Raw genomic sequence first — 25,432 nt, forward strand, 5'->3', positions numbered from 1 at the left:
CTCACCCCGCTCCAGGACCCGACCCACCCCACCAGACTATCGAACACATGTTCGAACGGCAAGGTCCGGGGCCGCTGGACCTGCGTCGGCTAGTAGCGGGCGCGGCCGGGGAGGACCTGGAACTTCCTCCACACCTCGACCATCTCGTCGCGCAGCAGCGGGTAGAGCGGCACGGAGCGCTCGGCGTAGGGCAGCGTCAGCGCGTGGTCGATGGCGTCGTCGTCGAAGTCGCCGTACTCGCGGGCGTCGGCGTAGGTCGAGGCGTAGTAGATGTGGTCGATCCGGGCCCAGCACGCCGCGGCGTAGCACATGGGGCAGCACTCGCCCGTGGTGTACATGACCGCGCCGGTCAGGTCGTGGGTGCCGAGGGTGCGGCAGGCGTCGCGGATCGCGGACACCTCGCCGTGCCACGTGGGGTCGCGCTCGGCGATCACCCGGTTGACGCCCTCGCCGACGACCTCGCCGTCCTGCACGACCACCGCGGAGAACGGGCCCCCGGCCAGCTCGACCAGCGCCGTCCCGGAGGCGAGGTCGATGGCCCGCCGCATGTGGGTCTCGTGCTGGGTCACGGGGTCAGCCCGTCGTGATGAGGTCCGGCGGCACCTGGCGGTCCTCGGCGAGCGCGCCGAAGAACTGCGAGGCCTTGGCCTGGTCCCACAGCAGCGCGTTGCCGGCGTCGGTGTCCTCGAACCCGCCGACCGGCACGGTGGTGGTGACGAGGTCGCCCCGCACGGCCCAGGCCAGCCCGGCCAGGTTCCAGATGTGGTCGCCGGAGTCGACGGTCAGCGACCCGGTGGCGCTGGTGGCCAGCGGCAGGATGCGGAACGGGTTGAGCAGCGTCGACGGGCTCGTCGCCTTGTCCAGCAGCGCGGTGAGGAACTTGCGCTGGTTCTGCACGCGGGTGAGGTCGGCGTTGGCGAACGTGTACCGGGTGCGGACGAAGCCCAGCGCCTGCGGGCCGGTCAGGTCCTGGCAGCCGGGCTGCAGGTTGATGCCGGCCAGCGGGTCGTCGATGGCCTGGTCGAGGCAGAGGTTGACCCCGCCCACTGCGTCGACGATGCCCGCGAAGCCGCCGAAGCCGACCTCGGCGTAGTGGTCGAGGTGCAGGCCGGTGGCCTCCTCGACCGTCTGGACCAGCAGCGTCGGCCCGCCCAGGGTGAACGCGGCGTTGACCTTGTCCTCGCCGTAGCCGGGGATGGGCAGGTAGGAGTCGCGCGGGATGGACACCAGCGTCGACGCCCCGCCCCCGGCGGGCACGTGCAGCACCATGATCGTGTCGGTGCGCTGCCCGCCGGCGTCCTGCGCGGAGCCGGTCGACAGGTCCGCCTGCTGCTGGGCGTCGAGGCCCTCGCGGCTGTCCGAGCCCACCAGCAGCCAGTTGGTGCCCGGGGTGTCGGCGACGCGGCCGGGGTAGTCGCCCAGCGCGTCGGTGCGGCCCAGCGTGCTGTCCAGGTACGCGACGAACCCACCGAGCAGCAGGACGAGCACCAGCAGCACGATGCCGATGCGCCGGCCCCACCGGGGACGCCGGCGCCGCGGCCGGGTGCCGCTGCCGCGCCGGGGAGGCTCGCCGTCGCGGTAGGGCTGCGGGGTCTGCCGCGGGGCGTACTGCGTGCGGTCCTGGCCGTCGCGGTCCCAGGTCTGCGTCGGGGGCGACTGACGGGGCCCGTCGGCCCAGCCCCGCCCGCCCGCCGGCCGCTGCTCCGCGGGCCGCGGCGGCGGGGGGGCACCGCGGCCCTGGTCACCGGCCTGCGACCACGCCCGGTTGCGGGGCGCGCCGCCCTGGGTCCACCCGTCCACGGAACCGACCATACGGCCCGCCCGGTGCCGCGGCGGTGAGCCACGGCACCGGGGTCGACCTCAGGCGCGGGCCGCGGCCATCGTCGGGTAGTCGGTGTAGCCCTCGGCGCCGCCGCCGTAGAAGGTGTCGCCGTCGGGGGTGTTCAGCTCGGCCCCGGCGACCCAGCGGTCGACGAGGTCGGGGTTGGCCAGGAACGGCCGCCCCACGGTCACCGCGTCGGCGGTCCCGTCGGCGACGAGGCGTGCGACGGAGTCGCGGTCGGACTCGAGGCCGAAGCCGGTGTTGAGCACGAACGGTCCGGACCACCGCTCCCGCAGCGACGGCAGCAGCGCGTCGGTGGGCTCGAGGAGCACGTGCAGGTAGGCCAGGCCGAGGCCGTCGAGCTGGTCGAGCAGCGCCGAGTAGGTGGCGGCGTAGTCCTGCTCCGTCATGGCCCCGGCGCCGTGCCCGGGGGAGATGCGGATGCCGACGCGGCCCGCGCCGATGGCCTCGGCGACGGCCTGGGTGACCTCGACGACGAAGCGCGCCCGGTTCTCCGGGGTGCCGCCGTAGGAGTCGGTGCGGTGGTTCTCCCCGTCGGAGAGGAACTCGTGCAGCAGGTATCCGTTGGCGGCGTGCACCTCGACCCCGTCGAGGCCCGCGGCCACCGCGCGCCGGGCGGCGTCGACGAACTCGGCGACGACCCCGGGCAGCTCGTCGGTCTCCAGCGCCCGCGGCACGGGGATGTCCTTCATCCCGTCCTTGGTGAACATCTGCTGGCCCTGCGGCGCGATCGCCGACGGGGCGACGGACCCGACGCCGGAGTTGTCCGGGTGCGACATGCGGCCGGCGTGCATGAGCTGGACGACGATGCGGCCGCCCTCGGCGTGCACCGCGTCGGCGATGCGGGCCCACCCGGCCTGCTGGGCGTCGGTGTGGATCCCGGGGGTGTTGGTGTAGCCCTTGCCCACCTGGGACGGCTGGGTGCCCTCGGCGATGATCAGCCCGGCCTGGGCGCGCTGCCGGTAGTACTCGACCTGCAGGTCGGTGGGCACGCCGTCGTCCTGGGCGCGGCTGCGGGTCAGCGGGGCCATGAGGACGCGGTTGGCGGCGGGGATGTCGCCGAGGGTGATCGGCTGCAGCAGGGGCGAGTCGGGGGCGAGCTCGGGCACGACGGGTCCTCCGGGTGGCTCGGGTGGAGCAGTGGGTTGCACCGCCCAGAACCCCGCCGGCGTGGTCGTCGATGCCCCCGGTGGCCGGGCTCACACCTCGGCACCGGCACGGCACCGGCCCCGGGTCAGCCCAGGGGGTCGCGCAGCACCGGGCAGGACATGCAGCGCGGCCCGCCCCGGCCCGAGCCCAGCTCGGAGCCCGCGATGCGCAGCACCTCGATGCCCTGGTCCTCCAGCCGGGTGTTGGTCTCGACGTTGCGCTCGTAGGCCACGACGACCCCGGGGGCCACGGCCAGGGTGTTGTTGCCGTCGTCCCACTGCTCGCGCTCGGCCGTCACCGGGTCGAGCCCCGTGTCGATGCGGCGCAGCTTCTCGATGCCCATGGCGGCCGCGGCCGCGACGAGGAACGGCTCGGGCCCGGTGACGTGCACCGCGTCCCCGGCCGGGGTCATCGTGAACGCGGCCAGCGAGTCCTGGATGGCCGGGTACATGACCACGGCGTCGCGGTCGACCATCGTGCACACGGTGTCGAGGTGCATCGACGCGCGCGACTGCGCGATCGGCACCGCCAGCACGGTGTGGGCCAGGCCGTCGGCGAAGGCGCTGCGGGCCACGGCCTCCGCCCCGGCGGGCGTGGTCCGCTCCCCGACGCCCACGGCCAGCACGCCCGGGGCCAGCAGCAGCACGTCGCCGCCCTCGAGCGGGGCGGAGTGCGCGCCGTAGGCCCGGGCGGTGCCGCGGAAGCGGGGGTGGTGGGCGTAGACGAGGTGGGTCAGCGACGTCTCGCGGCGCCGTGCGGGCAGCGCCAGCGACGTCACCGCCACCCGGTCGCGCAGCCACACCGACGAGTCCCGGGTGAACAGCAGGTTCGGCAGCGGGTCGACGACGAAGTCCGAGCCGGAGTGCATCCGCCGCACCAGCGACACCCCGGCCGCACCGTCGCCGAACGGCAGCTCGTCGAACGTCATGCCCGCCATCAGCACGGCGGCCAGCTCGTCGGGCCCGGTCCCGCCCAGGTGCTCGGTCAGCGAGTCGGCCAGCCCCTCGCCGAGGCGGCGCGCGTCCACCGCGGCCGCGGCCCCCAGCCGCCGCGCCGCGGGGTCGGCCAGGGTCTCGCGCAGCAGGTCCGCCAGCAGCAGCACCTCCACCCCGCGGCCGCGCAGGGTCTCGGCGAACGCGTCGTGCTCCTCCTGGGCGCGGGCCAGCCACGGCACGCCGTCGAACAGCAGCCCGTCGTTGTTGCGCGGGGTGAGCCGGGCCAGCTCGGCCCCCGGGCGGTGCAGCACCACCGTGCGCAGCCGGCCGACCTCGCTGTCCACGTACGGGGCGGGCGGGTCGACGGGGTCCGTGCCGGGGGGAGTGCTCACCGCGCGAACCTAGCGGGTGGCCCTGCGCACGAGGGCGCCTGCGCGGGGCAGGATCGGGGCCGTGACCGCACCCGTCGTCCCCGCCCTCGCCCCGTCCGGCGCCCGCTGATGCGCGCCGTCGGCTACGCCCGCGCCGGGGACCTCGACGTCCTCGAGCTGCTCGACCTGCCCGAGCCCCACCCCGGCCCCGGCGAGGTCCGGGTGCGGGTGGCGCTGTCCGGGGTCAACCCCACGGACTGGAAGTCGCGCAGCACCTCCCCGCACACGGCCATCCCCGAGGGCGCGCACCAGGTGCCGCACCACGACGGCGCCGGGACGGTCGACGAGGTCGGCGAGGGCGTCGACCCGGGCCGCGTCGGGCAGCGGGTCTGGGTGTGGCTGGCCGCCTACCAGCGACTCACCGGCACGGCCCAGGAGCTCGCCCTGGTGCCCGCCGAGCTCGCGGTCCCGCTGCCCGACGCGGCGTCCTTCGAGCTCGGCGCGGACCTCGGCGTCCCGTTCCTCACCGCGGCCCGCTGCCTCACCGTCGCCGAGGGCGGGCCCAGCCGGCTCGCCGCCGGCGCGCTGGCCGGGCGCACCGTGCTGGTCGCCGGGGGCGCCGGGGCCGTGGGCAACGCGGCCATCCAGCTCGCGGTGTGGGCCGGGGCGCAGGTCGTCACCACCGTCAGCGGCCCGGCCAAGGGGGAGCTGGCCCGGGCGGCGGGGGCGCACCACGTCGTCGACTACACGGCGACCGACGTCGCCGCGGCGGTCCGCGGGCTCGCCCCCGACGGCGTGCACACCGTCGTCGAGGTCGCCCCGGCGCAGAACGCCGCGATCGACGCGGCCGTGCTGGCCCCGGACGGCGTCGTCGCGATCTACGCCAACAACGGCGGGGACTCCCAGGGCTGGGGGGTGCGGCCGCTGATGACCGTCAACGCCCGGCTGCAGCACGTGCTGCTCTACACCGTGCCCGCGGCGGCCAAGGCCGAGGCGGTGGCCGGCGTGGTCGACGCCGTCGCCGCCGGCGCGCTGCGGGTGGGCGAGGAAGCGGGCCTGCCGCTGCACCGCTACCCCCTGGCGGAGACGGTCGCCGCGCAGCGCGCGGTGCAGGACGGGGCCGTCGGCAAGGTCCTGGTCGACCCGACGCGGTGACGGCGCCCCGTGACCGCGCCGTGACCGGAGGGGGGTGGTGGTGGACGGGACGGGGGTCGATCCGTAACCTTCTCGAGACCTGGCGGAGGTCAGTCGTCCCGAACGGGGTGACGCCGCCGGGTACCGCCGAGTCGGCCCCGTCGGGGGTGCCGAGCCGGGAACCCAGGTGTCGTTGGGGTGAATCGACCGCTGCCCGCGTGCGGGCCGTGGTGGTAGGGCCGATCTTCCCGGCCCGAACCCGTCAGCTAACCCGGTAGGCGGAGTTCGAGGAAGAAGGAGAACACCCCTCACCGTGGCGCCACCCTCACCCGCGCGCGTCCTGCGCCGCTCCCTCGTCGCCGGCCTCGTGGCCGCCGGCGTCGCCCTCCTCCCGTCGGTCTCGCCCGTCGCGTCCGCCGACCCGGTGGTCCCGGCCACCGCCTCCGAGGCCGAGCAGCAGCTGGCCCAGATCAGCCACCAGGCCGAGGCGCTCAACGAGCAGGTCCTCGTGGCACAGGAGGACCTGACCGCCAAGCGTGCCGCCGAGCGCACCGCGCAGGACCAGGTGGGCGCCGCGCAGGCGTCCCTGGACCAGGCGCACGCCACCCAGGCCGAGTTCCAGGGCACCGTCGACAGCCTCGCCTCGGCCAGCTACCAGGGCGCCCGCGTCAGCTCGCTGTCCGCGCTGATGCTGAGCAAGTCGCCGCAGGAGCTGCTCGACCAGATGTCCGGCCTCGACGTGCTGGCCGCGGACACCAACGCCCGCGTCGCCGCGTACTCCGCCGCCGAGCAGCAGGCGACCCAGGCGCAGGCCGACGCGGCCGCCGCCGCCCGGGCCGCCAGCGACGCCGCCACGGCCGCGCAGGCGACCGAGGACCAGCTGGCGGCGAAGAAGGGCGACCTCGACGCCCAGGCCGGCCAGGTGCGCGCCAAGCTCGCCTCGCTGACCGCCGAGCAGCGCACCAGCTACCTCGGCACGCCGGTCCCCGCCGGCTTCTCCGCCCCCGCCGGCAGCCCCGCGGCCGCCACCGCGACGGCCGCCACCTCGGCCGCGCCCGCCTACACCGCCCCGGCGGGCACCGGCGTCGGTGCCGCCGCGCTGCAGTACGCGCTGAGCAAGGTCGGGAGCCCGTACTCCTACGGCGCCGCCGGCCCGGACAGCTTCGACTGCTCCGGCCTCGTCATGTGGGCCTACGCCCAGGCCGGGGTCAGCGTGCCCCGCACCTCCGGCGGCCAGGCCGGCGCCGGGAGCGCGGTCTCCCAGTCCGACCTGCAGCCCGGCGACATCGTGATCTTCTACGGCGGCGGTCACGTCGGCCTCTACGCCGGCAACGGCATGGTCGTCCACGCCCCCACCGAGGGTGACGTGGTCAAGGTCGCCCCGATGCAGTACATGGACTACTCCGGGGCCCGTCGCATCTGACGGCTCGCAGGACCCGCAGCACCGGACCCGTGACGAGGGCCGCACCCCCACCGGGGTGCGGCCCTCGTCGCGTCCGGCCTAGCGCCGCCCGAAGAAGCGCATGTGCTCGGTGACCGAGCCGCGGCGCAGTGCCTTCCGGTCGGTGAGGTAGCGCATCGTCACCGACCACGGCGCGGTCTCGCCCTGCACCGGGAACGAGCCGATCGAGCGCTGCACGTAGCCCGCGGCGAAGTCCAGCAGCGGCCGGGTGGGCACCGAGGCGTCGGCGACGGGGGCGCACGCCGCCCACCCGCCGGCGTCGAGGTGGTCGAGCAGCCGCACCACGTACTCGGCGACGAGGTCGACCTTGAGGGTCCACGACGCGTTGGTGTAGCCGAGGGCGAAGGCGAAGTTGGGCACCCCGGCGAGCATGAGCGACTTGTAGGCCACGGTCTCGGGCAGCGACACCGGCGAGCCGTCGACCACCAGCGTGATCCCGCCGAGGGCGAGCAGCTCGAGGCCGGTCGCGGTGACGACGACGTCGGCGGGCAGCTCCCGGCCCGAGCGCAGCCGCACCCCGGTGGGGGTGAACCGGTCGACGTGGTCGGTGACGACCTGCGCGCCGTCCTCGCGGATCGCGCGGAACAGGTCGCCGTCGGGCACGAAGCACAGCCGCTGGTCCCACGGGTCGTAGGTCGGGGTGAAGTGGGTGGCCACGTCGAAGCCCGGCGGCAGCGCGGCGGTGACCTGCTTGAGCAGCAGGCGTCGCACGGCCCGGGGCCAGCGGCGGCTCGCGCCGTAGAGGCCCTTCATCTGGGCGATGTTCTTCCAGCGCACCACGGTGGTGGCCGCCCGGGCGGGCAGCACCCGGCGCAGCAGCGCCCCGAGCGCGTCGTGGCGCGGCACGGCCAGGACGTAGGACGGGGAGCGCTGCAGCATCGTCACGCTGCGCGCCGTGGGGGCCAGGGCGGGGACGAGGGTGACGGCGGTGGCGCCGCTGCCGATGACGACGACGTCGCGGCCGGTGGTGTCGAGGTCCTCGGGCCACTGCTGCGGGTGCACCACGGTGCCGGCGAAGTCCTCGACCCCGGCGAAGTCCGGGGTGTACCCGGCGTCGTAGCGGTAGTACCCGCTCGCGGAGACCAGGAAGCGGCAGGTCAGCGTCTCGGTGGTGGCCGCGTCCGAGCCGGGCCCCGCTCCCGCGTCGGTGCGCTCGACGGTGAGCGTCCAGCGGGCGTCGGCCGACGACCACTCCGCCCGGGTGACCTTGCGGGAGAACCGGACGCGGTCGGTGATGCCCTGCTCGTCCGCGGTGCGGGCCACGTAGTCGCGGATGGCGGGGCCGTCGGCGATGGCGGAGGCCTCCGGCCACGGGCGGCGGCGGTAGCCGAGGGTCATCATGTCGGAGTCCGAGCGGATCCCGGGGTAGCGGAACAGGTCCCAGGTGCCGCCGAGCCGCTCGCGGGCCTCGAGGACGAGGTAGCTGCTCCCCGGCCGGGACGACTGCAGCTGGTCGGCGATGCCCACGCCGGAGAGCCCGGCCCCGACGACGACGACGTCGACGTGCTCGGGCGGGGTGTCGGCGGCGGCGGTGGGGGAGGCGCCGGCCTCGGTGGTGGTCACGTCGACGACGGTAGACAGCCACCCGGTCGATCGCACGTGATCGGTTGATCAGTGAACGTGTGTCGACTAGCGTCGCGCCATGGCCGACCTCACCTCGCTGCCCCGCCTCGCGCTGCGCTGGGCGTCCCTGCACGGCACCGTCCGGGTGCTCTCGGGACAAGCGGCGCGCGCGGGGGACCCGCAAGCCATGCTCATCGCCGACCCGGCCACCCGGGCGGACCCGCTGGGCACCTACACCCGCATCCGCGAGCAGGGGGCCCTGGTGCGGACCCGCGTCGGCCGCATCACCGTCGACCACGCGGTCGCCTTCGCCCTGCTGCGCTCCGACGACCTCGCCGTCACCTCCGTGGGCGTGGCGGCCCCCGCGCCGCTGCGCGCGATCGAGCGGCTGACCCGCGGCAGCGCCCTGCACCCGCTGCAGGAGCCCTCGCTGCTCTCGGTCGAGCCGCCGGAGCACACCCGCTACCGCACCCTGGTCTCCTCGGTGTTCACCGCGCGGGCCGTGGCCGGGCTGCGGGACATGGTGCAGGCCACCGCGGACCGGCTGCTCGACGAGCTCGCCGCGGACGCCCGCGCCGGCCGGACCGTCGACCTCGTCGAGCGCTACTGCGCCCAGCTGCCGGTGGCCGTCATCAGCGCGATCCTCGGGGTGCCCGAGTCCGAGCGGCAGCGGGTGCTGCGCTTCGGCGAGCTCGCCGCACCCAGCCTGGACATCGGCCTGACCTGGCCGCAGTTCCGCCAGGTCGACGCCGGGCTGCGGGGCTTCGACACCTGGCTCGGCGAGCACCTCGCGAGCCTGCGCCGCAACCCCGGTGACGACCTGCTCAGCCAGCTCGTCGCCGCGCGCGAGGACGGCGTCGGCCTCGACGACCGCGAGCTGCGCGCCACCGCCGGGCTGGTGCTCGCCGCCGGGTTCGAGACCACCGTCAACCTGCTCGGCAGCGGGGCCCGCATGCTCGTCGACCACCCCGACCAGCTCGAGCGGCTGCGCGCCGACCCCGCGCTGTGGCCGACCGCGGTCGAGGAGACGCTGCGGCTGGAGTCCCCGGTGCAGCTGACCGCCCGGATGGCGCGGCGCGAGACCGAGGTGGCCGGGCACCGGCTGGCCGCGGGCGAGATCGTCATCCTCGTGCTGGCCGGCGCCAACCGGGACCCGCAGGTGTTCGAGAACCCCGACACCGTCGACGTCGGCCGGCGCAACGCGAACCGCCACCTCGCCTTCTCCGGCGGGCGGCACTTCTGCCTGGGCGCGGCGCTGGCCCGGCAGGAGGGCGAGGTGGGCCTGCGGACGCTGTTCGAGCGCTTCCCCGACCTCGCCGTCGCCGGGCCCGGCACCCGCCGGCCGACACGCGTGCTGCGGGGCTGGGCGACCCTGCCCGTCGAGCTCGGCGCCCCGGCACCCGTGCCCGCGTGAGCGGCGCGCTGGTCACCGGCGGCGGCCGGGGGCTGGGACGGGGCATCGCCGCGCTGCTCGCGCAGCGGGGGCACACCGTGCACGTCACCGACCTCGACGGGGACGCCGCCCGGGCCACCGCGGCCGAGATCGGCGGCGGCGCGTTCGGCTCCGCGCTCGACGTGCGCGACGAGGCCGCGTGCCGGGCCGCCGCCGAGGAGACGGTGGCGCGCGCCGGCTCGCTGGAGGTGTGGGTGAACAACGCCGGGGTGCTGGTGCTGGGCCCGGCGTGGGAGCAGGACGAGGCGGCCCGGCGGCTGCAGCTCGAGGTCAACACGCTCGGGGTCGTGCACGGCACGCTCGCCGCGCTCGAGGTGATGCGCCCGGCGCGGCGCGGGCACGTCGTCACCGTCGTGTCGCTGGCGGGCCTCGTCGCGGTCACCGGGGAGGCGGTCTACTCGGCCTCCAAGCACGCCGCGCTGGCGTTCACCCTCGGCACCCTGGCCGACCTGCGGGTCGCCGGGGAGCGCGGGGTGGACCTGAGCTGCGTGTGCCCGGACGGCATCTGGACCCCGATGCTGCACGACACCCTGGACGACCCGTCGGCGGCGCTCTCCTACTCCGGCGTGCTGCTCGAGGTCGACGACGTGGTGCGGGCGGTGGGCCGCGTGCTCGAACGCCCCCGGCCCGTGCTGACGGTGCCGCGGTGGCGCGGGGCGCAGGTGCGGCTGTTCGACGCGCTGCCCGGGCTCGCGGTCCGGCTGACCCCGCTGGTGCTGGCCGACGCCCGGCGCCGCCAGCGCCGCCACGCCCGCCGGCTGCGCGGCTGACCGCTCAGGACGGCAGGCCGAGGCGGGCGCCGAGCAGGGCGTAGCCGACGAACGCGACGACGTCGATGAGGGTGTGGCCGACGACGAGCGGCAGCACCCGGCCGGTCCGCTGGAACACCCGGCCCAGCACCAGGCCCATCACCAGGTTGCCCAGGAACCCACCGAAGCCCTGGTAGAGGTGGTAGCTGCCGCGCAGCACGGCCGCGCCGAGCAGCGAGCGGTTCTCGCCCACCCCGAGCTGGCGCAGCCGGGTCAGCAGGTAGGCGACGACCAGCACCTCCTCGGCCCAGGCGTTGCCCGCCGCGGAGGCGACGAGCACCGGCACCCGCCACCACGTGTCGTCGAGGGTGGCGGGCAGCACGGTGAGGTTGAGGCCCGCGGCCCGGGCCAGCAGGTAGAGCCCCAGGCCGGGGATCCCGATGAGCGCGGCCAGGCCGGCGCCCCCCGCGGCGTCGGCGGCGGGGCGGCGGCGGTCCAGGCCCACCGCGCGCAGCGCCGCGCGGCCCCGCGGGGCGGTGCCCACCCCGCGCCAGAGCAGGTAGGCCCCGAGCGCACCCCACGCCACCAGCCGGGTGACCGACAGCAGCTGGGCGGCGAGGTCGAGCAGCCCGACCTGCGCCTGCGGCGCGTTGAGCGCGACGGTCTGCTGGGCCAGCGGGGTGGGCGAGGCCAGCGAGTCCAGCAGCGAGACCAGGCTGCGCAGCCCGGAGAGCCCCAGCGTGACCAGCAGGACGACGACGACCTCGACGACGACGCCCCGGCGGCGCTCGGGGGCCACGGTCTCGACCGGCGCCGGGGCCGGACGCAGCCACGCCGCGAGGCGGCCCGTGGCGGTGGTCACGCCGCGACGGTAGCGCGGCCGTGATCTGTTGCGCGCAACTCGGTCTCGCCTTACCTTTTCCTCGCCCGTCACGACGCCAGCGGCGCCGCGACGTCGTCGGACCCCGACCCCGGTTCAGCAGCGAGCCCGGGTCGGGGTCCGCTCCACCCTCACCTCGGGCTGGGGGAGAGGGCCGGGGCCGGCCCGGGTCAGGGCGTGGGCCGGGCGCTGCGCGCGGTCAGCCCGCGCCGCAACGGGCACCCCGCCAGCGCCCGCAGCGCCGCCTGCAGCGAGGCGGTGTCGCGGACCGGGGCGGCGAACCCCAGCCGGACGTCGACGTCGGGCCCGGACCCGGGCGGCGCCTCCACCCGCAGCGTCAGGCCCCACCGGTCGAGGGCGAGCGGGCGGGGGACGCCCCGGTGCCGCGTGGGCGGCAGGTGGCGGGCCAGCGCGCCGATGAGGTCGCGGTGCGTCGTGTCCAGGTGGCGCAGCCAGGCGTCGGCCACGTCGGTGAAGGGGTCCGGCGCGGCCGCGGCCAGGTCGGCGGCGGTGACGGCGGCGGCCCCCGAGGCGTCGGCCAGCACGGCGGACCCGACGACCACCCGCAGCAGGGTGGCCCCGCGCCCGACGTCGAGCAGGGCGTCGACCGGGTGGCGTGCGGCGAGGAGCAGGGCCAGCGACCGCTGCTGCCGCGGCGCGACGGCGTGCACGGTGCCGCGCAGCCAGGCCAGGCCCCGCACCGGCTCGCGGAGCGCGACCGGCGCCGTGTCGGTCACCTCGAGGAGGCCCGTCCCGCCCGGGTGGCGCCCCGCGAGCTCCGCGACGGGGTGCTCGCGGGGCGCGAGGAGCAGCACCTCGGGCGCGCCGCCGGACCCGTCCCGCAGCAGGTGCACCGGGGAGGCCAGCGGGTCGGCGCCGCCCAGGGCCAGCACCGCCCCCGCCGTCCGCGCGCTGACGGTGCGGACCTGCTCGGCGTGGCTCGGCGTGGTCGCGGGGTGCCTCATGGCCTGAGGTTAGCCTGCCCTAAGTCATGAGCCAAGAGGTCGGCGTGGGTAGCGTCGGCCCCCGTGGCAGCACCGGTGGTCCCGTGCCCGTCGCGCTGACCCTCGGGCTGCCCCCGCGGTCCGCCGGCGGGCTGCTGACGGCGCTGCTCGACGACGCCTCCGGCGGCGGACCCCACCCCGGCGCGATCCACGGCGTGCCGGTGCGCGACGCCGCCGACCCGCGGCTCGGGCCCGGCCTCGGCCCGGTCGCGGTGCGGCTGGACCCGCACCGCGAGCCCGGCGGGCCCGTGCCCGGTGTGGTGCGCCGCGAGGTGGACGTCGACGGGGGTACGGGCGGGGACCTGGCCGCGGTGCTCGCCCACCCCGACGAGCTGGTGGTGTTCGTCGCCCCCGGCCGCACCTGGCACGCCGACGTCACCCGGGTCGTGGCCGCCGGGCACCGGGCGGGCCTGCCGGCGCACCTCGGCGACGGCCCCGGCGACGACCCCGGCGACGACCCCGGCGACGACACCGGGGCAGCGGGGCGGGCCGCGGACTTCCTGGCCGTCCTCGCCCACGCCGACCGGCCGTTCGTCGCGCGCGCCGACGGCGTCGACGGGGTGCTGGCCGTGCTCGCCGCGACCGTGGCCGCGCTGCGCGGGGCCGACGTCCGCGCTGCGTGGGCCGCGCCGGACGTCGCGGCCCTGGCCCGCCTGGGGGAGGCCGCGGGCGCCGCCGTGCGGGAGGTGCTCGGTTCGGTGGCGGTGCCGGACCCGGTGGCGGTCGCCGCGGCGCTCGCCGCCCGGGGGCTGGCGCCCTGACCCGCGGATAGGGTGGCCGACGTGCTGCGCGTCGCCTACCTCGGTCCCCGCGGCACCTTCTGCCAGGCGGCCCTCGAGCAGCTCGCCGAGGTGTCCGTCGACCGGGGCGGGCTCGCCGGGGAGGACGTCGAGGCGGTCCCCGCGACCACCCCGCCCGAGGCGCTGGACCTGCTGCGCGCCGGGGACGTCGACGCGGCCTGCGTGCCGATCGAGAACTCCGTCGAGGGCCAGGTGACCCCGACGATGGACGCGCTGGCCACCGGCGCGCCGCTGCAGGTCGTCGCCGAGGCGGTGCTGCCGGTGAGCTTCGCCGTGCTCGTCCGCCCCGGCGCCGCCGCGGCCGACGTCCGCGCCGTGCGCACCCACCCGCACGCCGCCGCGCAGGTCCGCCGCTGGGTGGAGGCGCACCTGCCCGGCGCGGTGCTGGAGACCACGTCGTCCACCGCCGCCGCCGCCGAGGACGTCGCCGCGGGGCGGGTCGACGCCGCGGTGGCCACCGCGCTCGCCGGCCGGCAGCGCGGGCTCCTGGCCCTGGCCGAGGGGGTGGCCGACGTCGCCGGCGCGCAGACCCGCTTCGTGCTCGTCCGCCGGCCGTGCCCGCCCCCGGCGCGCACCGGGCACGACCGCACCGCGGTGGTCCTCGAGCTCACCAACGTCCCCGGCGCCCTGGTCGCGGCCATGACCGAGCTGGCCGTGCGCGGCATCGACCTCACCCGCATCGAGTCCCGGCCCACCCGGACGGGCCTGGGCACCTACTGGTTCGCCCTGGACTGGGTCGGCCACGTCGCCGACCGGCCGGTGGCCGAGGCCCTGGCCGCGCTGCGCCGCAGCGCGGCCGACGTCCGCTACCTGGGGTCGTGGCCGGCCGCGGAGCCCGCCGGGACGCCCCCGCCCGACGACGCGGACGCCGCCGCCGGGTGGGTCGCGGGCCTGCTCACGGGCCGGCCGTGACCGGGCGGCTGCTGCTGGTCCGCCACGGGGAGAGCACCGCCAACGTCGCCCACCGGCTCGAGACCCGCCCGCCCGGCGCGCCGCTGACCGAGCGCGGGCAGGCGCAGGCCCGTGCGCTGGTCGAGGTGCTGGCCGGGCACGCGGTGACGGCCGTGCACGCCTCCGTCGCCACCCGGGCGCAGCAGACCGCGGCCCCGCTCGCCGCCGCGTTGGGCCTCGGGGTGGCCGTCGAGGAGGGCACCCACGAGACGGACGCCGGTGAGCTCGAGGGCCGGGCGGACGAGGCCGCCCACGAGCGGTTCACCGAGGTCTACGCGCGCTGGCTCGCCGGGGAGCGGGGGGCCCGGGTGCCCGGCGGGGAGTCCGCGGCGGAGATCCTGGCCCGCTACCTGCCGGTGGTCGAGCGGCTGCGCCCGGCCGGCCCCGGGGACGTGGTGCTCGTCAGCCACGGGGCGGTGGTGCGGCTGGTGGCGGCGGCGCTGACCGGGGTCGACCCCCGCTTCGCCCTCGACCGGCGGCTGGACAACACCGAGCGCATCGAGCTCGCCCCCCGGGCCGACGGGGGCTGGGAGTGCCTGCGGTGGGGCGCGCACACGCCACCGTTCGTCGCGCCGCCGCCGGACGAGGAGCCGCCGGACGCGCTGTAGCACCCCGGCGGCTGTCTCAGCCGCGGGCGTCCGTCAGCAGCTCCGCGACCGCGCGCGTCACCTGGGCGGGCGTGGCCGGGCGCAGCGTCGCCCACGGGGTGCCGTCGGGTGCCGGCCGCTCGGTCAGCACGTAGCGCCCGGCCTCGGTGTCGTGGACCAGGACCACGTGCGGGTGCGCGGTGCGCTGCCCGTCGCGCGTCATCGCCACGCCCAGCTGCGTGCTCGCGCCGGTGGTGGCCAGCGCCCGGGCCAGGGTCGTCGCGTCCTCGCGGGTCGCGCCGAGCCGCCGGGCCACCACCGTGAACCCGTCGGGCCCGTCCTGGCCTGCGGCGAAGGCCTCCGCCAGCGCCGCCGAGGGTGCGCTGAGCTGCCCGCCGTCCCCCGCCGGGGCCTCGGGCAGCAGGGCCACCGCGGCCGCGGCCACGCCCCCGGGGTGCACCGGCGTCAGGGTGACCGTCCCGTCGGCGAGGACGGCGCGCACGCAGACGTCGGGTGCCGTGGCCGGGCCCGTCGCGTCGGGCCCGCGGACCACGCTCGCCCGCAGCACCCCCGTGGTGGCGACGCGGCGGACGTGGACCTCCTCGGCGGGCGCGGCCAGGGTGCGCAGCCACGCCGCGACCCGCGGGGTGACGTCGGGGCCCTCCAGGACGCCGTCGGCCAGCAGCTCGGCGCGCGCGGCGTCGAGCAGCCGCACCCGCTCGAGGTCGGTGGCGCCGTGGGAGAGCAGCGGGAACACCAACGGGTAGGCGCCCAGGCCCAGGCGTTCCCACAGCAGGTCGAACCCCACCGTGGACATGCGGACCCGTCCGCCCACCGTGCTCGTCACCGTCGTGCTCCCCGCCCCCGTGCCGGCCACTCCTGGTCCCCCGACCGTCGCGAACGGTAACAACCCCGGCCCGGGGGGCGGGCCCGATCGGCCGGGCCGGTGGTGCCGGTGCGGGGTGGCGGGTCAGGGCGCCAGGTAGACGGTCCCCTCGTGCACCGCGACCACGTGGGTGCGCACCCCCTGGCTGGTGGGTCCGCCGCTGGTGGCGCCGGTGCGCAGGTCGAAGCACGCGGCGTGCAGCGGGCACTCCACCGCGCAGCCCTCCACCCAGCCGTCCGCCAGCGAGGCGTCCTGGTGGGTGCAGGTGTCGTCGATCGCGAACAGCTCGCCGTCGACGTTGAACACGGCGACGGGCTCGGTGACGGCACCGGGCAGGTCCACCCGCAGCGCGGTGCCGGGCGGCAGCTCGTCGACGGAGCAGACGGGGATCTGCGAGATGACGGTCATGGCCGCTCCCTCCGGGGGTGGCGCCGAGGACGCCGTCTGGTGCTCCTGTCGCAACAGTCGCTGTGCACGCAACAGCGTGATCGGTTCCGACGGGCGGCGTCAAGCACCTGTGACCCACGCCGTCCCGCCCGGGCGTGTCGGAGCCCGGGCGCGACCGCCGTGGCCCGCGGCCGTTCCGGTCGAACCGGGCAGCGGCACCGCCTAGGTTCGGACCCCGTGAGCCCCACCACCGCCGATGCCGCCGGTCCCGCCAGCTCCGCCACCGACCCCGTCGCGCCGGTCCAGTCCGTGGACCGCGCGCTCGCCGTGCTGGAGATCCTCGCCGCGCGGCAGCCCGCCGGGGTGACCGAGCTGGCCGAGGAGCTGGGGGTGCACAAGTCCACCGTGTCCCGGCTGGTGGCCGTGCTCGAGCACCGCGGGTTCGTCGAGCAGCTCAGCGAGCGCGGCAAGTACCGGCTGGGCTTCACCCTGGTCCGGCTGGCGGGGGCGACCATGGCGCGCCGCGACGTCGCCCGCGAGGGCAGGCGCGCCTGCGAGGGCCTGGCGGAGGTGCTGGGGGAGACGGTGAACCTGGCCATCCTCGACGACGGCCGCGCCATCAACATCCTCGAGGCCAGCGGCCCGGCGGGGGTGGCGCTGCAGACCTGGGTGGGCCAGGCGACCCCGCTGCACGCCACGTCGACGGGCAAGTCCCTGCTCGCGGGCCTCGACCCCGCCCAGGTGGTGGCCGTGACGGGGGAGCACCTCACCGCCTACACCGGCCGCACCGTCACCGACCACGCCGTGCTCGCCGCCCGCCTGGCCGAGGTGCGCGCGGCGGGCTGGTCGTGCGCCGAGGAGGAGCTCGAGGTCGGCCTCAACGCCGTGGCCGCGCCGGTCCGCGACGAGACCGGTGCCGTCGTCGCCGCGCTCAGCGCGTCGGGCCCCGCCTACCGGCTCGGCCGCGACCGCTTCGAGGTGGTGGCCCCCCACGTCGTGGCCGCGGCCGCGGAGGTCTCCCGCCGGCTCGGCCACCTGCCCGCCCCCTGACCCGGACCACCCGCGATGATGGCCGGGTGCGCCTGCCCCTGACCCCGCCCCGGCCCGCCGCGGACCTCGTCCGCCCCACCACCGCCGGGGAGGTGCGCGGCGCCCGTCGCGGCGGGCTGCGCACCTGGCGCGGCATCCCCTACGCCGCCCCGCCGGTGGGCCCGCTGCGCTTCCGCGCCCCGCAGCCGCCGGTGCCGTGGTCCGGGGTGCGCGACGCGGTGCACCACGGCCCGGTGCCGCCGCAGCAGCGCCAGCTGGCCACGCTCGGGGCGGGGCGCTTCACCCGGATGAGCGAGGACTGCCTCACCCTCGGCGTCACGGCGCCCGACGACGACGGCCCGGCGCGGCCCGTCGTGGTGTGGGTCTACGGCGGGGCCAACACCATCGGGGCGAGCTCGGCGTCGAGCTACGACGGGGCCGGGCTGGTCCGCGCCGCCGACGTCGTCCACGTCTCGTTCAACTACCGCATCGGCGCGCTGGGGTACCTCGACTTCACGGCCTTCTCCGGGGAGCACGCCACGTTCGAGTCCAACCTCGGCCTGCGCGACCAGGTCGCGGCCCTGGCCTGGGTCCGGGACAACGTGGCGGCCTTCGGCGGGGACCCGGAGCGGGTGACGGTGTTCGGGGAGTCCGCGGGCGGCACTGCGGTCACCACGCTGCTGGCCACCCCCTCGGCCCGCGGGCTGTTCTCGGGCGCCATCGCGGAGAGCCCCGCACCCGGCGCGGTGTTCTCCGCCGAGCGCGCCGCCGGGTGGGGCCGGACGTTCGTCGAGCTGCTGGGGGCCGACGTCGCCGACGGCGAGCTCGCGCTGGCCACCGCGCCCACCGACGTGCTCGTCCGCACCGCCACCCGCTTCTTCACCCAGGGCCCGCGGGTCGACGAGGGCACCACCAGCTTCTCGCCCGTCGTCGACGGCGACCTGCTGCCCGCCCACCCCGTCGACGCCGCCCGGGCGGGCGGCACCCACCCGGTGCCGCTGGTCATCGGGACCAACGACCGGGAGGGCGCCTTCTTCCCGCGCGTCATGGACATCCTGCCCACCAGCGAGGAGCGGATCCGGGCCCTGTTCGACGGCACGGACCCGGAGGCGCGCGAGCGGGTGGTGGCGGCCTACCCCGGCTACCCGGGCAAGCGGGCCTGCGAGGACATCGGTGGCGACTACGCCTTCTGGCACCCGAGCATCCTGGTTGCGGAGGGGCACTCGCAGGTCGCGCCGACGTGGTTCTACCGCTACGACTTCGCCACCCGGGCCAACCGCGTGGCCGGCCTCGACGCCACGCACGGCACGGAGCTGGCCGCGGTGTTCGGCACGCTCAACGCCCCGCTCGCGCTGCTGCAGACCTCGATGGGCGGCCGCGGCGACCTCCGGCGGGTGAGCACGCGGGTGCAGGCGCGGTGGGCGGCCTTCGCCCACGACCGCGACCCGGGGGCGGGCTGGCCCCGCTACACCGACCCGGGCCGGGCCACCTACGTCTTCGACCGCGACGACCACGTGGAGGACGACCCGCGCGCGGAGCGGCGCCGCGCGTGGGAGAGCTACCAGGGCTACCGGTGACCGCGCCGCGGGAGGTCACCGCGGCCCGCGCGGAGGGCCTGCTCGAGATCCCGCTGCACCGCTACCTCGGGCTCACCTTCCTCGACCCGGCCGACCCGGCGCAGGGGGTGCGGATGACCGTGGGCGCGGCGTCGGTCAACAACGTCGACGTGCTGCACGGCGGCATCCACGTCGCCCTGCTCGACGTGGCCTGCTACCTCGCCGTGCTGCCCCACCTGGGTGCGGCGGAGAACGCGCTGACCCACGACTGCGCGGCCCAGCTGATGCGCGGGGTGCCCCGTGACGGCGTGGTCGAGGTGCGCGGCGAGCTGCTGCGCCGCGGCCGCACGCTGGCGTTCCTGCGCGCCGAGGTCACCGCGGCGGGGCGCGTGGTCGCGGCCGGCCAGGTGACGAAGTCGGTCGTCGCGCTGCCGTCCTGAGCGACACACCGGTGATCACCACCCTTGACGGCGGGGGCACCCGTGATCCACGCTGCTGTTGCGCACTACGAAGGAGTTGCGCGACAAGCAACAACGTGGGGTGGTTGAAGTGCGCAACCCGAGCGTCGTCATCGTCGGGGCGGGGATCGTCGGCTGCTCGCTCGCCGACGAGCTGACCGCCCGCGGCTGGACGGACGTCACCGTCCTGGACCGGGGCCCGCTCCCGCTCACCGGCGGCTCGTCCTCGCACGCCCCGGGCCTGGTGTTCCAGACCAACCCGTCGCGCACCATGGCCCACCTGGCCCGGTACACGGCGACCAAGCTCGGCGCGCTGGGCGTGGACGGCCGCCCCTGCTTCACCCCCGTCGGCGGCCTCGAGGTCGCCACCACGCCCGAGCGCTGGGCCGACCTGCACCGCAAGCACGGCTGGGCGCAGGCCTGGGGCATCCCCGCCGAGCTCGTCGACGCCGCGGACGCCGCCGCGCGCCACCCGCTGCTCGAGGCGGACCGCATCCTCGGCGCCCTGCACACCCCGACCGACGGCCTGGCCGACGCCCCCGCGGCGTGCGAGGCGCAGGCCCGCCGGGCCACCGCCCGCGGCGCCCGCTTCGTCGGCGAGCAGGAGGTGCTCGACGTCGTCCACGCCGGCGGCCGCGTGACGGGCGTCCGCACCGCCGAGGGCGTCGTCCCCGCGGACCTCGTGGTGTGCGCGGCCGGGTTCTGGGGCGCCGAGCTCGGCCGCCGCCTCGGCATGACCGTGCCGCTGACCCCCATGGCCCACCAGTACGCGACGACGACGCCGGTGCCCGCGCTGGCCGGCACCCCGGGCACCCACGGCGGCGGCCTGCCCATCGTCCGCCACCAGGACCGCGACCTCTACTACCGGGTGCACGAGGGTGACCGGGTCGGCATCGGGTCCTACGCCCACCGCCCCATGCCCGTCGCCGCGGCCGACCTCGACGGCACCGGGACCGCGATGCCGTCCATGATGGACTTCACCCCGGACGACTTCGCCCCCAGCTGGTCCGATGCGGTCGGCCTGCTGCCGCGGCTGGGGGAGTCCCGGGTGGACGGTGCCTTCAACGGCATCTTCTCCTTCACCCCCGACGGCGCCCCCGTCATCGGCGAGCACCGCGACGTCGCCGGGCTGTGGGTGGCCGAGGCCGTGTGGGTCACCCACTCCGCCGGGATCGCCCGCGCCGTCGCCGAGTGGCTCGTCGACGGCGCACCGGGCGTCGACCTGCGCGAGGCCGAGCTCTACCGCTTCGCCGACGCCGAGCTGGCCCCGGAGGTGGTGCTCGCCCGCAGCACCCGCAGCTTCGTCGAGGTCTACGACGTGCTGCACCCCCTCGACCCGCCCGCCGAGCCGCGCAACCTGCGGGTGAGCCCGTTCCACTCCCGCCAGGTGGCCCTCGGCGCGGTGTTCGGGGTCGGGGCGGGCTGGGAGCGCCCGCTGTGGTTCGAGGCCAACGCCGACCTGCCCGCCGGGGCGCCGGAGCGCGACGAGTGGGCGGCGCGCAACTGGTCCCCGACCGTGGTCGCCGAGGCCCGGGCTTGCCGCGAGGCCGTGGGCCTGGTCGACATGACCGCGCTGCAGCGCCTCGAGGTCAGCGGCCCCGGTGCGCTGGCGCTGCTGACGGCGAGCACGAGCAACGCCCTGGACAAGCCCGTCGGCAGCGTCACCTACACCCTGCTGCTCGACGCCGCGGGCGGGGTGCGCAGCGACCTCACCGTGACCCGGCTCGCCGCCGACCGCTTCCAGGTGGGCGTCAACTCGCCCCGCGACCTCGAGCAGCTGCGCCGCGCCGCGCCGGCAGGCACGACGGTCCGCGACGTCACCGGGGCCACCTGCTGCCTCGGCCTGTGGGGCCCGGCCGCCCGCGACGTGCTGGCCCCGCTCACCCCGGCCGACGTGAGCCACACCGGGCTGCGCTACTTCCGGGCCGTGGAGACCACCGTCGCCGGGGTCCCCGTGCTGCTGCAACGCGTCTCCTACGTCGGCGAGCTCGGCTGGGAGGTCTACGCCGCCGCCGAGGCCGGGCCCCGGCTGTGGGACGCGCTGTGGGAGGTGGGTCGCGGGCACGGCCTGCGCGCCGTCGGGCGGGGTGCGGTGGAGACGCTGCGCATCGAGAAGGGCTACGCCAACGCCTCCCACGAGCTCACCCCCGAGCAGGGCCCGGCCGCGCACGGCCTGGACTTCGCGGTGCGGGCGGCGGAGCGCACCGGCGTCGCCCCGGAGCGGCGGCTGGTCACCCTCACCCTCGACGACGCGAGCGCGGTGGTGCTGGGCCACGAGCCGGTGCGCCGCGGCGACACCGCGTGCGGGTACGTGACCTCCGCCGCGTGGAGCCCCACCGTGGGCCGCTGCGTCGCCCTGGCCTGGGTGCCCGCCGCGTGCGCCGAGCCCGGCACGGCGCTGGCCGTGGAGTACTTCGGCAAGCAGCTCGGCGCCACCGTGGCCGCCACGCCGCTGGTCGACCCCGACATGACGAGGATCCGGAGGTAGTGGTGGCCCAGCAGAGCGTCCTGGTCGTCGGTCTCGGGGGGATGGGCAGCGCCGCCGCGCAGCACCTCGCCGAGCGGGGGGTGCGGGTGACCGGCCTGGAGCGCCACACCCCCGCCCACGCCCTGGGCTCGAGCCACGGCGGCTCGCGGGTCGTGCGGCAGGCCTACTTCGAGGACCCCGCGTACGTGCCGCTGCTGCTGCGCGCCTACGAGCTGTGGGACCGGCTCGGCGCGGACTCGGGCGCCGACGTGCTCGCCCGCACCGGCGGCCTGTTCTGCGGCCTGCCGAGCTCCGAGACCGTCAGCGGGGCCCTGCGCTCCGCCCGCGAGTGGGGCCTGGCCCACGAGCTGCTCGACGCCGCCGAGATCCGGGCGAGGTTCCCCACCTTCGCCCCCGGGGACGACGAGGTCGGGGTGTTCGAGACCGAGGCCGGCTTCGCCCGCCCCGAGGTGACCGTGGCCGCCCAGCTCGAGCTCGCCGCCGGCGCGGGGGCCGACCTGCACTTCAGCGAGCCCGCGCTGGCGTGGGGCGAGACCCCCGGCGGCGGGGTCTGGGCGCGCACGGCCGCGGCCACCTACACCGCCGACCACCTCGTGCTGTGCCCGGGAGCCTGGGCGCCGCAGCTGCTCTCGGACCTGGCCGTGCCCATGACCGTCGAGCGGCAGGTCATGCACTGGTTCGACCCCGTCGGCGGGGTGCGCGACTGGGTGGACCACCCCGTCTACGTCCACGAGGACGCCACCGGCAGCCAGGTCTACGGCTTCCCCGCCCACGACGGCCCCGCCGGTGGGGCCAAGATCGCGTTCTTCCGCCGGGGCACCGAGGCCGACCCGGACGCCCTGGACCGCACCGTCTCCGCCGAGGAGGTCGACGTCATGCGTCGCCGCGCCACCGCCATCCTGCCCGGCCTGGACGGGCCGAGCCTGCGCGCCGTCGCGTGCATGTACACCACCACGCCCGACCACCACTTCGTCGTCGCCCCGCACCCGGGCCACGACGCGGTCACCGTGGCGTGCGGCTTCTCCGGGCACGGCTTCAAGTTCGTGCCCGTCATCGGGGAGGTGCTGGCCGACCTCGCGACCACCGGCACGACGGCGCACCCCGTCGGGCTGTTCGACCCGGCGCGGTTCGTCGGGGCTGCGGCGCCCGCCGGGAACGTCGCGGTGACGGCGTGACCGCCGAGGCGCTCGACCCGGGGCCCGGGAGCCTGCTGCGCACGCTGCCGGGGCGGTACTACACCGACCCGGAGATCTTCGCCGCCGAGCAGCGCCAGGTGCTGGAGCGCATGTGGTTCTGCGCGGTGCGCTCCGACGACCTGCCCACCCCCGGCTCGTTCCGCACCGTGCAGGTGGGCACCGAGAGCGTCCTGGTGGTGCGCGGCCGTGACCAGGTGCTGCGGGCGTTCCTCAACATCTGCCGGCACCGCGGGGCGCGGCTGTGCACGGAGGCGGAGGGCTCGGCCGGCCGCAGCCTGCAGTGCCCGTACCACGCGTGGACCTACGGCCTGGACGGCACGCTGGTCGCCGCGCCCAACCTGACCAAGATGCCCGACGTCGACCGCCGCGAGAACGGCCTGCTGCCGGTGGCCCTGCAGGAGTGGCTCGGCTACGCCTGGGTGTGCCTGGCCGACGAGCCGCCCTCGTTCGCCGAGGAGGTGCAGGGCGCGGTCGTCGAGCGCCTCGGCGACCTGGCCAGCATCGAGCGCTACGACGTCGGCTCGCTCGCGCTGGGTCGGCGCATCACCTACGACGTGGCCGCCAACTGGAAGCTCGTCGTGGAGAACTTCATGGAGTGCTACCACTGCGCGACGATCCACCCCGAGCTCACCGAGGTGCTGCCCGAGTTCGCCGACGGCTTCGCCGCCCAGTACTTCGTCGGCCACGGCGCCGAGTTCGGCAGCGGGGTCGAGGGTTTCACCGTCGACGGCTCCGCCGGGTTCGCGGCGCTGCCGGGCATCGACCCCGACCAGGACCGCCGCTACTACGCCGTCACCGTGCGGCCCACGGTGTTCGTCAACCTGGTGCCCGACCACGTCATCGTCCACCGGATGGTGCCGCTGGCCGCCGACCGCACGGTGGTGGAGTGCGACTGGCTCTACGCCCCGGCGACGCTCGAGTCCGGTGTGGACCTCAGCGCCTCGGTCGAGCTGTTCCACCGGGTGAACCAGCAGGACTTCGACGCCTGCGAGCGCTGCCAGCCGGCCATGGCGTCCCGGGCCTACGCCGGGGGCGGGGTGCTGGTGCCCTCGGAGCACCACATCGCGGACTTCCACGCCTGGCTGCTCGCCCGGCTCGGGCCGCACGCGGCCTGAGCCGGGGGAGGGGCGTCAGGGCCGGTCGGTGCGGTGCTCGCGGGCGGTCTCCGCGCCGCGGCCGGTCATCTCCTGCGCCTTGTCGACGGCCTCGTCGATCTGGGCGTCGTGGCCGGCGAACCGCTTCTTCGCCGCGTCGCCCACCTTGTCGAGGGCCTGGTCGACCTTCTCCTCGTTGTCGTCGATCGCCTTCTTGGCCTTGTCGAACAGCGACACCGTGAGCCTCCGTCTCGTCTCCTCGCCCGCGACGGACGCCGCCGGGCGTCCCCCGATGCTAGGAGACGCCGCGACGGCGGTCAGGTGCTGCCGGTCAGGGGCGGTCGGTGGGGCGGGTGGTGTCCTGCGCCTTGCGGACCACCTTGTCGATGGGGCCGTCGTGGCCCGGGCTCTTGCGCTTGGCGGCGTCGCCGGCCTTGCCCAGCCCCTGGTCGACCTGCTTGTCGTGCTTGCCCATCATCTGCTTGACCTTGTCCATGAACGCCACGACGGTCTCCTCGGTCTCGGTGCGGGCCGGTCGGCCCGACGATCTTGGACGACAGTAGGCGGGCGGGACGTGCGCGGCGGTGCGAGCGGTTCCCTATGCTCCGGTGCACAACCGTGCTACCGATCAGTAGGGACACCCATGAGCAGGCAGACCGCGTGACCGCCGGACCGCGCACCATCCTCATCACCGGGGCGGGCAACGGCATCGGGGCCGCCGCAGCGCGGCAGTTCCTGGACCGCGGCTGGCGGGTGGGTCTCTACGACCTCGACGGCGAGGCCTGCGAGCGGGTGGCCGACGGGCACTCCCGCGCGGTGACCGGCGAGCTCGACGTGCGCGACCCCGAGGCGTGGGACCGCGCGCTGGCCCAGCTCTGCCCGGACGGCGCGCTCGACGCGCTGTCGAACAACGCGGGGGTGCTGGTCTCCGGGCCGCTCGCCGAGCAGACCGTGGCCCAGCACCGCCTGCAGCTCGACGTCAACGTCCTGGGCGTGGTCCTGGGGGCCTCGGCGGGCCTGCCGTACCTGCGCCGGGGCCGCGACGCCGTGCTGGTCAACACCGGCTCCGCCTCCGCGCTCTACGGCCAGCCCGACATCGCCCTCTACGCCGCGACCAAGGCGGCCGTGCGCTCGCTGACCGAGGCCCTCGACCTCGAGTGGGTCGACGAGCCGGTCCGGGTGCGCAGCCTCATGCCGCTGTGGGTGCGGACGAACCTCATCGACGAGGCAGCGCACGCCCGCAGCGTGGGCAACCTCGGGGTGCGGCTGACCCCGGAGGGCATCGGACTGGCGATGGTGAAGCTGGTGCTGCGCGAGGGCCCGGGGGAGAAGATCCCGATGCGGTCCCCGCACCGCGTCGTCGGCACCCAGGCCAAGCTGCAGGCCGCCGCCCGCGCGGTGGGTCCGGACTGGATCACCCGGTTCACGGTGCGGCGCCTCTCGACCTAGCCGGCCGG

General features: G+C 76.6%; 25 protein-coding genes and 1 riboswitch. Of the genes, 14 read left to right on the forward strand and 11 right to left on the reverse strand.

From position 1 onward, the window contains the following. Positions 1 to 89 precede the first annotated feature (89 nt). The 4 genes from ACYVOF_RS07840 to ACYVOF_RS07855 all read right to left on the reverse strand — a co-directional run bounded on the left by ACYVOF_RS07840 (position 90) and on the right by ACYVOF_RS07855 (position 4,271). Positions 90 to 569, reverse strand: coding sequence for a nucleoside deaminase (locus ACYVOF_RS07840; RefSeq protein ID WP_460865335.1), 480 nt, complete (start codon positions 567 to 569; stop codon positions 90 to 92). Positions 570 to 573: 4 nt separating this feature from the next. Then, a complete protein-coding gene (locus ACYVOF_RS07845) occupies positions 574 to 1,800 on the reverse strand; it encodes an LCP family protein (RefSeq protein WP_460865336.1) in 1,227 nt (408 codons plus the stop codon). Positions 1,801 to 1,860: 60 nt separating this feature from the next. Continuing rightward, positions 1,861 to 2,952, reverse strand: coding sequence for an alkene reductase (locus tag ACYVOF_RS07850; protein ID WP_460865338.1), 1,092 nt, complete (start codon positions 2,950 to 2,952; stop codon positions 1,861 to 1,863). Between the two features lie 125 nt (positions 2,953 to 3,077). After that, a complete protein-coding gene (locus tag ACYVOF_RS07855) occupies positions 3,078 to 4,271 on the reverse strand; it encodes an arginine deiminase (RefSeq protein WP_460865520.1) in 1,194 nt (397 codons plus the stop codon). Positions 4,272 to 4,427: 156 nt separating this feature from the next. On the opposite strand from ACYVOF_RS07855, the gene ACYVOF_RS07860 reads away from it, so the two are divergent. Then, on the forward strand, positions 4,428 to 5,453 hold the full coding sequence (locus ACYVOF_RS07860; protein WP_460865340.1) for an NADPH:quinone reductase: 1,026 nt from the start codon (positions 4,428 to 4,430) through the stop codon (positions 5,451 to 5,453). 114 nt (positions 5,454 to 5,567) lie between these two features. Beyond that, a riboswitch (cyclic di-AMP (ydaO/yuaA leader) is annotated at positions 5,568 to 5,728 on the forward strand. Between the two features lie 17 nt (positions 5,729 to 5,745). Next, the gene (locus ACYVOF_RS07865; protein ID WP_460865341.1) at positions 5,746 to 6,855 is read left to right on the forward strand and encodes an NlpC/P60 family protein; all 1,110 of its coding nucleotides are present in this window, start codon (positions 5,746 to 5,748) and stop codon (positions 6,853 to 6,855) included. A gap of 78 nt (positions 6,856 to 6,933) precedes the next feature. Here ACYVOF_RS07865 and ACYVOF_RS07870 read toward each other — a convergent pair whose 3' ends face one another. Continuing rightward, a complete protein-coding gene (locus ACYVOF_RS07870; RefSeq protein ID WP_460865342.1) occupies positions 6,934 to 8,457 on the reverse strand; it encodes a flavin-containing monooxygenase in 1,524 nt (507 codons plus the stop codon). 79 nt (positions 8,458 to 8,536) lie between these two features. On the opposite strand from ACYVOF_RS07870, the gene ACYVOF_RS07875 reads away from it, so the two are divergent. Together ACYVOF_RS07875 and ACYVOF_RS07880 are read left to right on the forward strand one after the other, a co-directional pair. Next, positions 8,537 to 9,871 carry a cytochrome P450 gene (locus tag ACYVOF_RS07875; protein ID WP_460865344.1) on the forward strand — a complete coding sequence of 445 codons (1,335 nt, stop codon included), beginning with the start codon at positions 8,537 to 8,539 and terminating at the stop codon, positions 9,869 to 9,871. After that, positions 9,868 to 10,680, forward strand: a complete 813-nt coding sequence (locus ACYVOF_RS07880) for an SDR family NAD(P)-dependent oxidoreductase (RefSeq protein ID WP_460865346.1) — start codon at positions 9,868 to 9,870, stop codon at positions 10,678 to 10,680. The genes ACYVOF_RS07875 and ACYVOF_RS07880 overlap by 4 nt, the downstream gene beginning before the upstream one ends. A 4-nt stretch (positions 10,681 to 10,684) precedes the next feature. Here ACYVOF_RS07880 and ACYVOF_RS07885 read toward each other — a convergent pair whose 3' ends face one another. Both ACYVOF_RS07885 and ACYVOF_RS07890 read right to left on the reverse strand, forming a co-directional pair. Then, complete coding sequence (locus ACYVOF_RS07885) at positions 10,685 to 11,521, reverse strand: CPBP family intramembrane glutamic endopeptidase (RefSeq protein ID WP_460865348.1); 837 nt, start codon at positions 11,519 to 11,521, stop codon at positions 10,685 to 10,687. Between the two features lie 188 nt (positions 11,522 to 11,709). Further along, positions 11,710 to 12,504, reverse strand: coding sequence for a DUF2470 domain-containing protein (locus ACYVOF_RS07890; protein WP_460865351.1), 795 nt, complete (start codon positions 12,502 to 12,504; stop codon positions 11,710 to 11,712). Positions 12,505 to 12,530: 26 nt separating this feature from the next. On the opposite strand from ACYVOF_RS07890, the gene ACYVOF_RS07895 reads away from it, so the two are divergent. From ACYVOF_RS07895 to ACYVOF_RS07905, 3 genes are read left to right on the forward strand one after another with little or no spacing between them, the layout of a single operon-like run. Continuing rightward, positions 12,531 to 13,304 carry a hypothetical protein gene (locus ACYVOF_RS07895; protein WP_460865353.1) on the forward strand — a complete coding sequence of 258 codons (774 nt, stop codon included), beginning with the start codon at positions 12,531 to 12,533 and terminating at the stop codon, positions 13,302 to 13,304. Between the two features lie 21 nt (positions 13,305 to 13,325). Continuing rightward, complete coding sequence (gene pheA / locus ACYVOF_RS07900; protein ID WP_460865354.1) at positions 13,326 to 14,255, forward strand: prephenate dehydratase; 930 nt, start codon at positions 13,326 to 13,328, stop codon at positions 14,253 to 14,255. After that, a complete protein-coding gene (locus ACYVOF_RS07905; RefSeq protein WP_460865357.1) occupies positions 14,252 to 14,902 on the forward strand; it encodes a histidine phosphatase family protein in 651 nt (216 codons plus the stop codon). The genes pheA and ACYVOF_RS07905 overlap by 4 nt, the downstream gene beginning before the upstream one ends. Positions 14,903 to 14,918: 16 nt before the next feature. Here the strand turns inward: ACYVOF_RS07905 and ACYVOF_RS07910 are convergent, their stop codons facing one another. Further along, positions 14,919 to 15,728 (reverse strand): ESX secretion-associated protein EspG, encoded by an 810-nt coding sequence (locus ACYVOF_RS07910; RefSeq protein WP_460865358.1) that lies wholly within the window; start codon positions 15,726 to 15,728, stop codon positions 14,919 to 14,921. 123 nt (positions 15,729 to 15,851) lie between these two features. Further along, positions 15,852 to 16,175: a bifunctional 3-phenylpropionate/cinnamic acid dioxygenase ferredoxin subunit gene (locus tag ACYVOF_RS07915; protein ID WP_460865360.1), complete on the reverse strand. Its 324-nt coding sequence runs from the start codon at positions 16,173 to 16,175 to the stop codon at positions 15,852 to 15,854. A gap of 216 nt (positions 16,176 to 16,391) precedes the next feature. Between ACYVOF_RS07915 and ACYVOF_RS07920 the strand changes: the two genes are divergently transcribed. The 6 genes from ACYVOF_RS07920 to ACYVOF_RS07945 all read left to right on the forward strand — a co-directional run bounded on the left by ACYVOF_RS07920 (position 16,392) and on the right by ACYVOF_RS07945 (position 23,996). Further along, entirely contained in the window at positions 16,392 to 17,204 is an 813-nt protein-coding gene (locus tag ACYVOF_RS07920; protein ID WP_460865362.1) for an IclR family transcriptional regulator, read from the forward strand. Positions 17,205 to 17,230: 26 nt separating this feature from the next. Next, complete coding sequence (locus ACYVOF_RS07925) at positions 17,231 to 18,760, forward strand: carboxylesterase/lipase family protein (protein ID WP_460865364.1); 1,530 nt, start codon at positions 17,231 to 17,233, stop codon at positions 18,758 to 18,760. Then, positions 18,757 to 19,179 (forward strand): PaaI family thioesterase, encoded by a 423-nt coding sequence (locus ACYVOF_RS07930; RefSeq protein ID WP_460865366.1) that lies wholly within the window; start codon positions 18,757 to 18,759, stop codon positions 19,177 to 19,179. Before ACYVOF_RS07925 ends, ACYVOF_RS07930 begins: the two co-directional genes overlap by 4 nt. Before the next feature lie 109 nt (positions 19,180 to 19,288). After that, complete coding sequence (locus ACYVOF_RS07935) at positions 19,289 to 21,685, forward strand: GcvT family protein (RefSeq protein ID WP_460865367.1); 2,397 nt, start codon at positions 19,289 to 19,291, stop codon at positions 21,683 to 21,685. Positions 21,686 to 21,726: 41 nt separating this feature from the next. Continuing rightward, a complete protein-coding gene (gene solA / locus ACYVOF_RS07940; protein ID WP_460865521.1) occupies positions 21,727 to 22,860 on the forward strand; it encodes an N-methyl-L-tryptophan oxidase in 1,134 nt (377 codons plus the stop codon). Next, positions 22,857 to 23,996: an aromatic ring-hydroxylating oxygenase subunit alpha gene (locus tag ACYVOF_RS07945; protein WP_460865370.1), complete on the forward strand. Its 1,140-nt coding sequence runs from the start codon at positions 22,857 to 22,859 to the stop codon at positions 23,994 to 23,996. Before solA ends, ACYVOF_RS07945 begins: the two co-directional genes overlap by 4 nt. Positions 23,997 to 24,011: 15 nt before the next feature. On the opposite strand, the gene ACYVOF_RS07950 is transcribed toward ACYVOF_RS07945, so the two are convergent. Beyond that, positions 24,012 to 24,212, reverse strand: coding sequence for an antitoxin (locus ACYVOF_RS07950; RefSeq protein ID WP_460865372.1), 201 nt, complete (start codon positions 24,210 to 24,212; stop codon positions 24,012 to 24,014). 94 nt (positions 24,213 to 24,306) lie between these two features. Further along, positions 24,307 to 24,471, reverse strand: a complete 165-nt coding sequence (locus ACYVOF_RS07955; protein ID WP_460865523.1) for an antitoxin — start codon at positions 24,469 to 24,471, stop codon at positions 24,307 to 24,309. Between the two features lie 164 nt (positions 24,472 to 24,635). On the opposite strand from ACYVOF_RS07955, the gene ACYVOF_RS07960 reads away from it, so the two are divergent. Continuing rightward, positions 24,636 to 25,424, forward strand: coding sequence for an SDR family oxidoreductase (locus ACYVOF_RS07960; RefSeq protein WP_460865374.1), 789 nt, complete (start codon positions 24,636 to 24,638; stop codon positions 25,422 to 25,424). Positions 25,425 to 25,432: the final 8 nt, after the last annotated feature.

It is taken from the genome of Rhodococcus aerolatus (assembly GCF_054783215.1).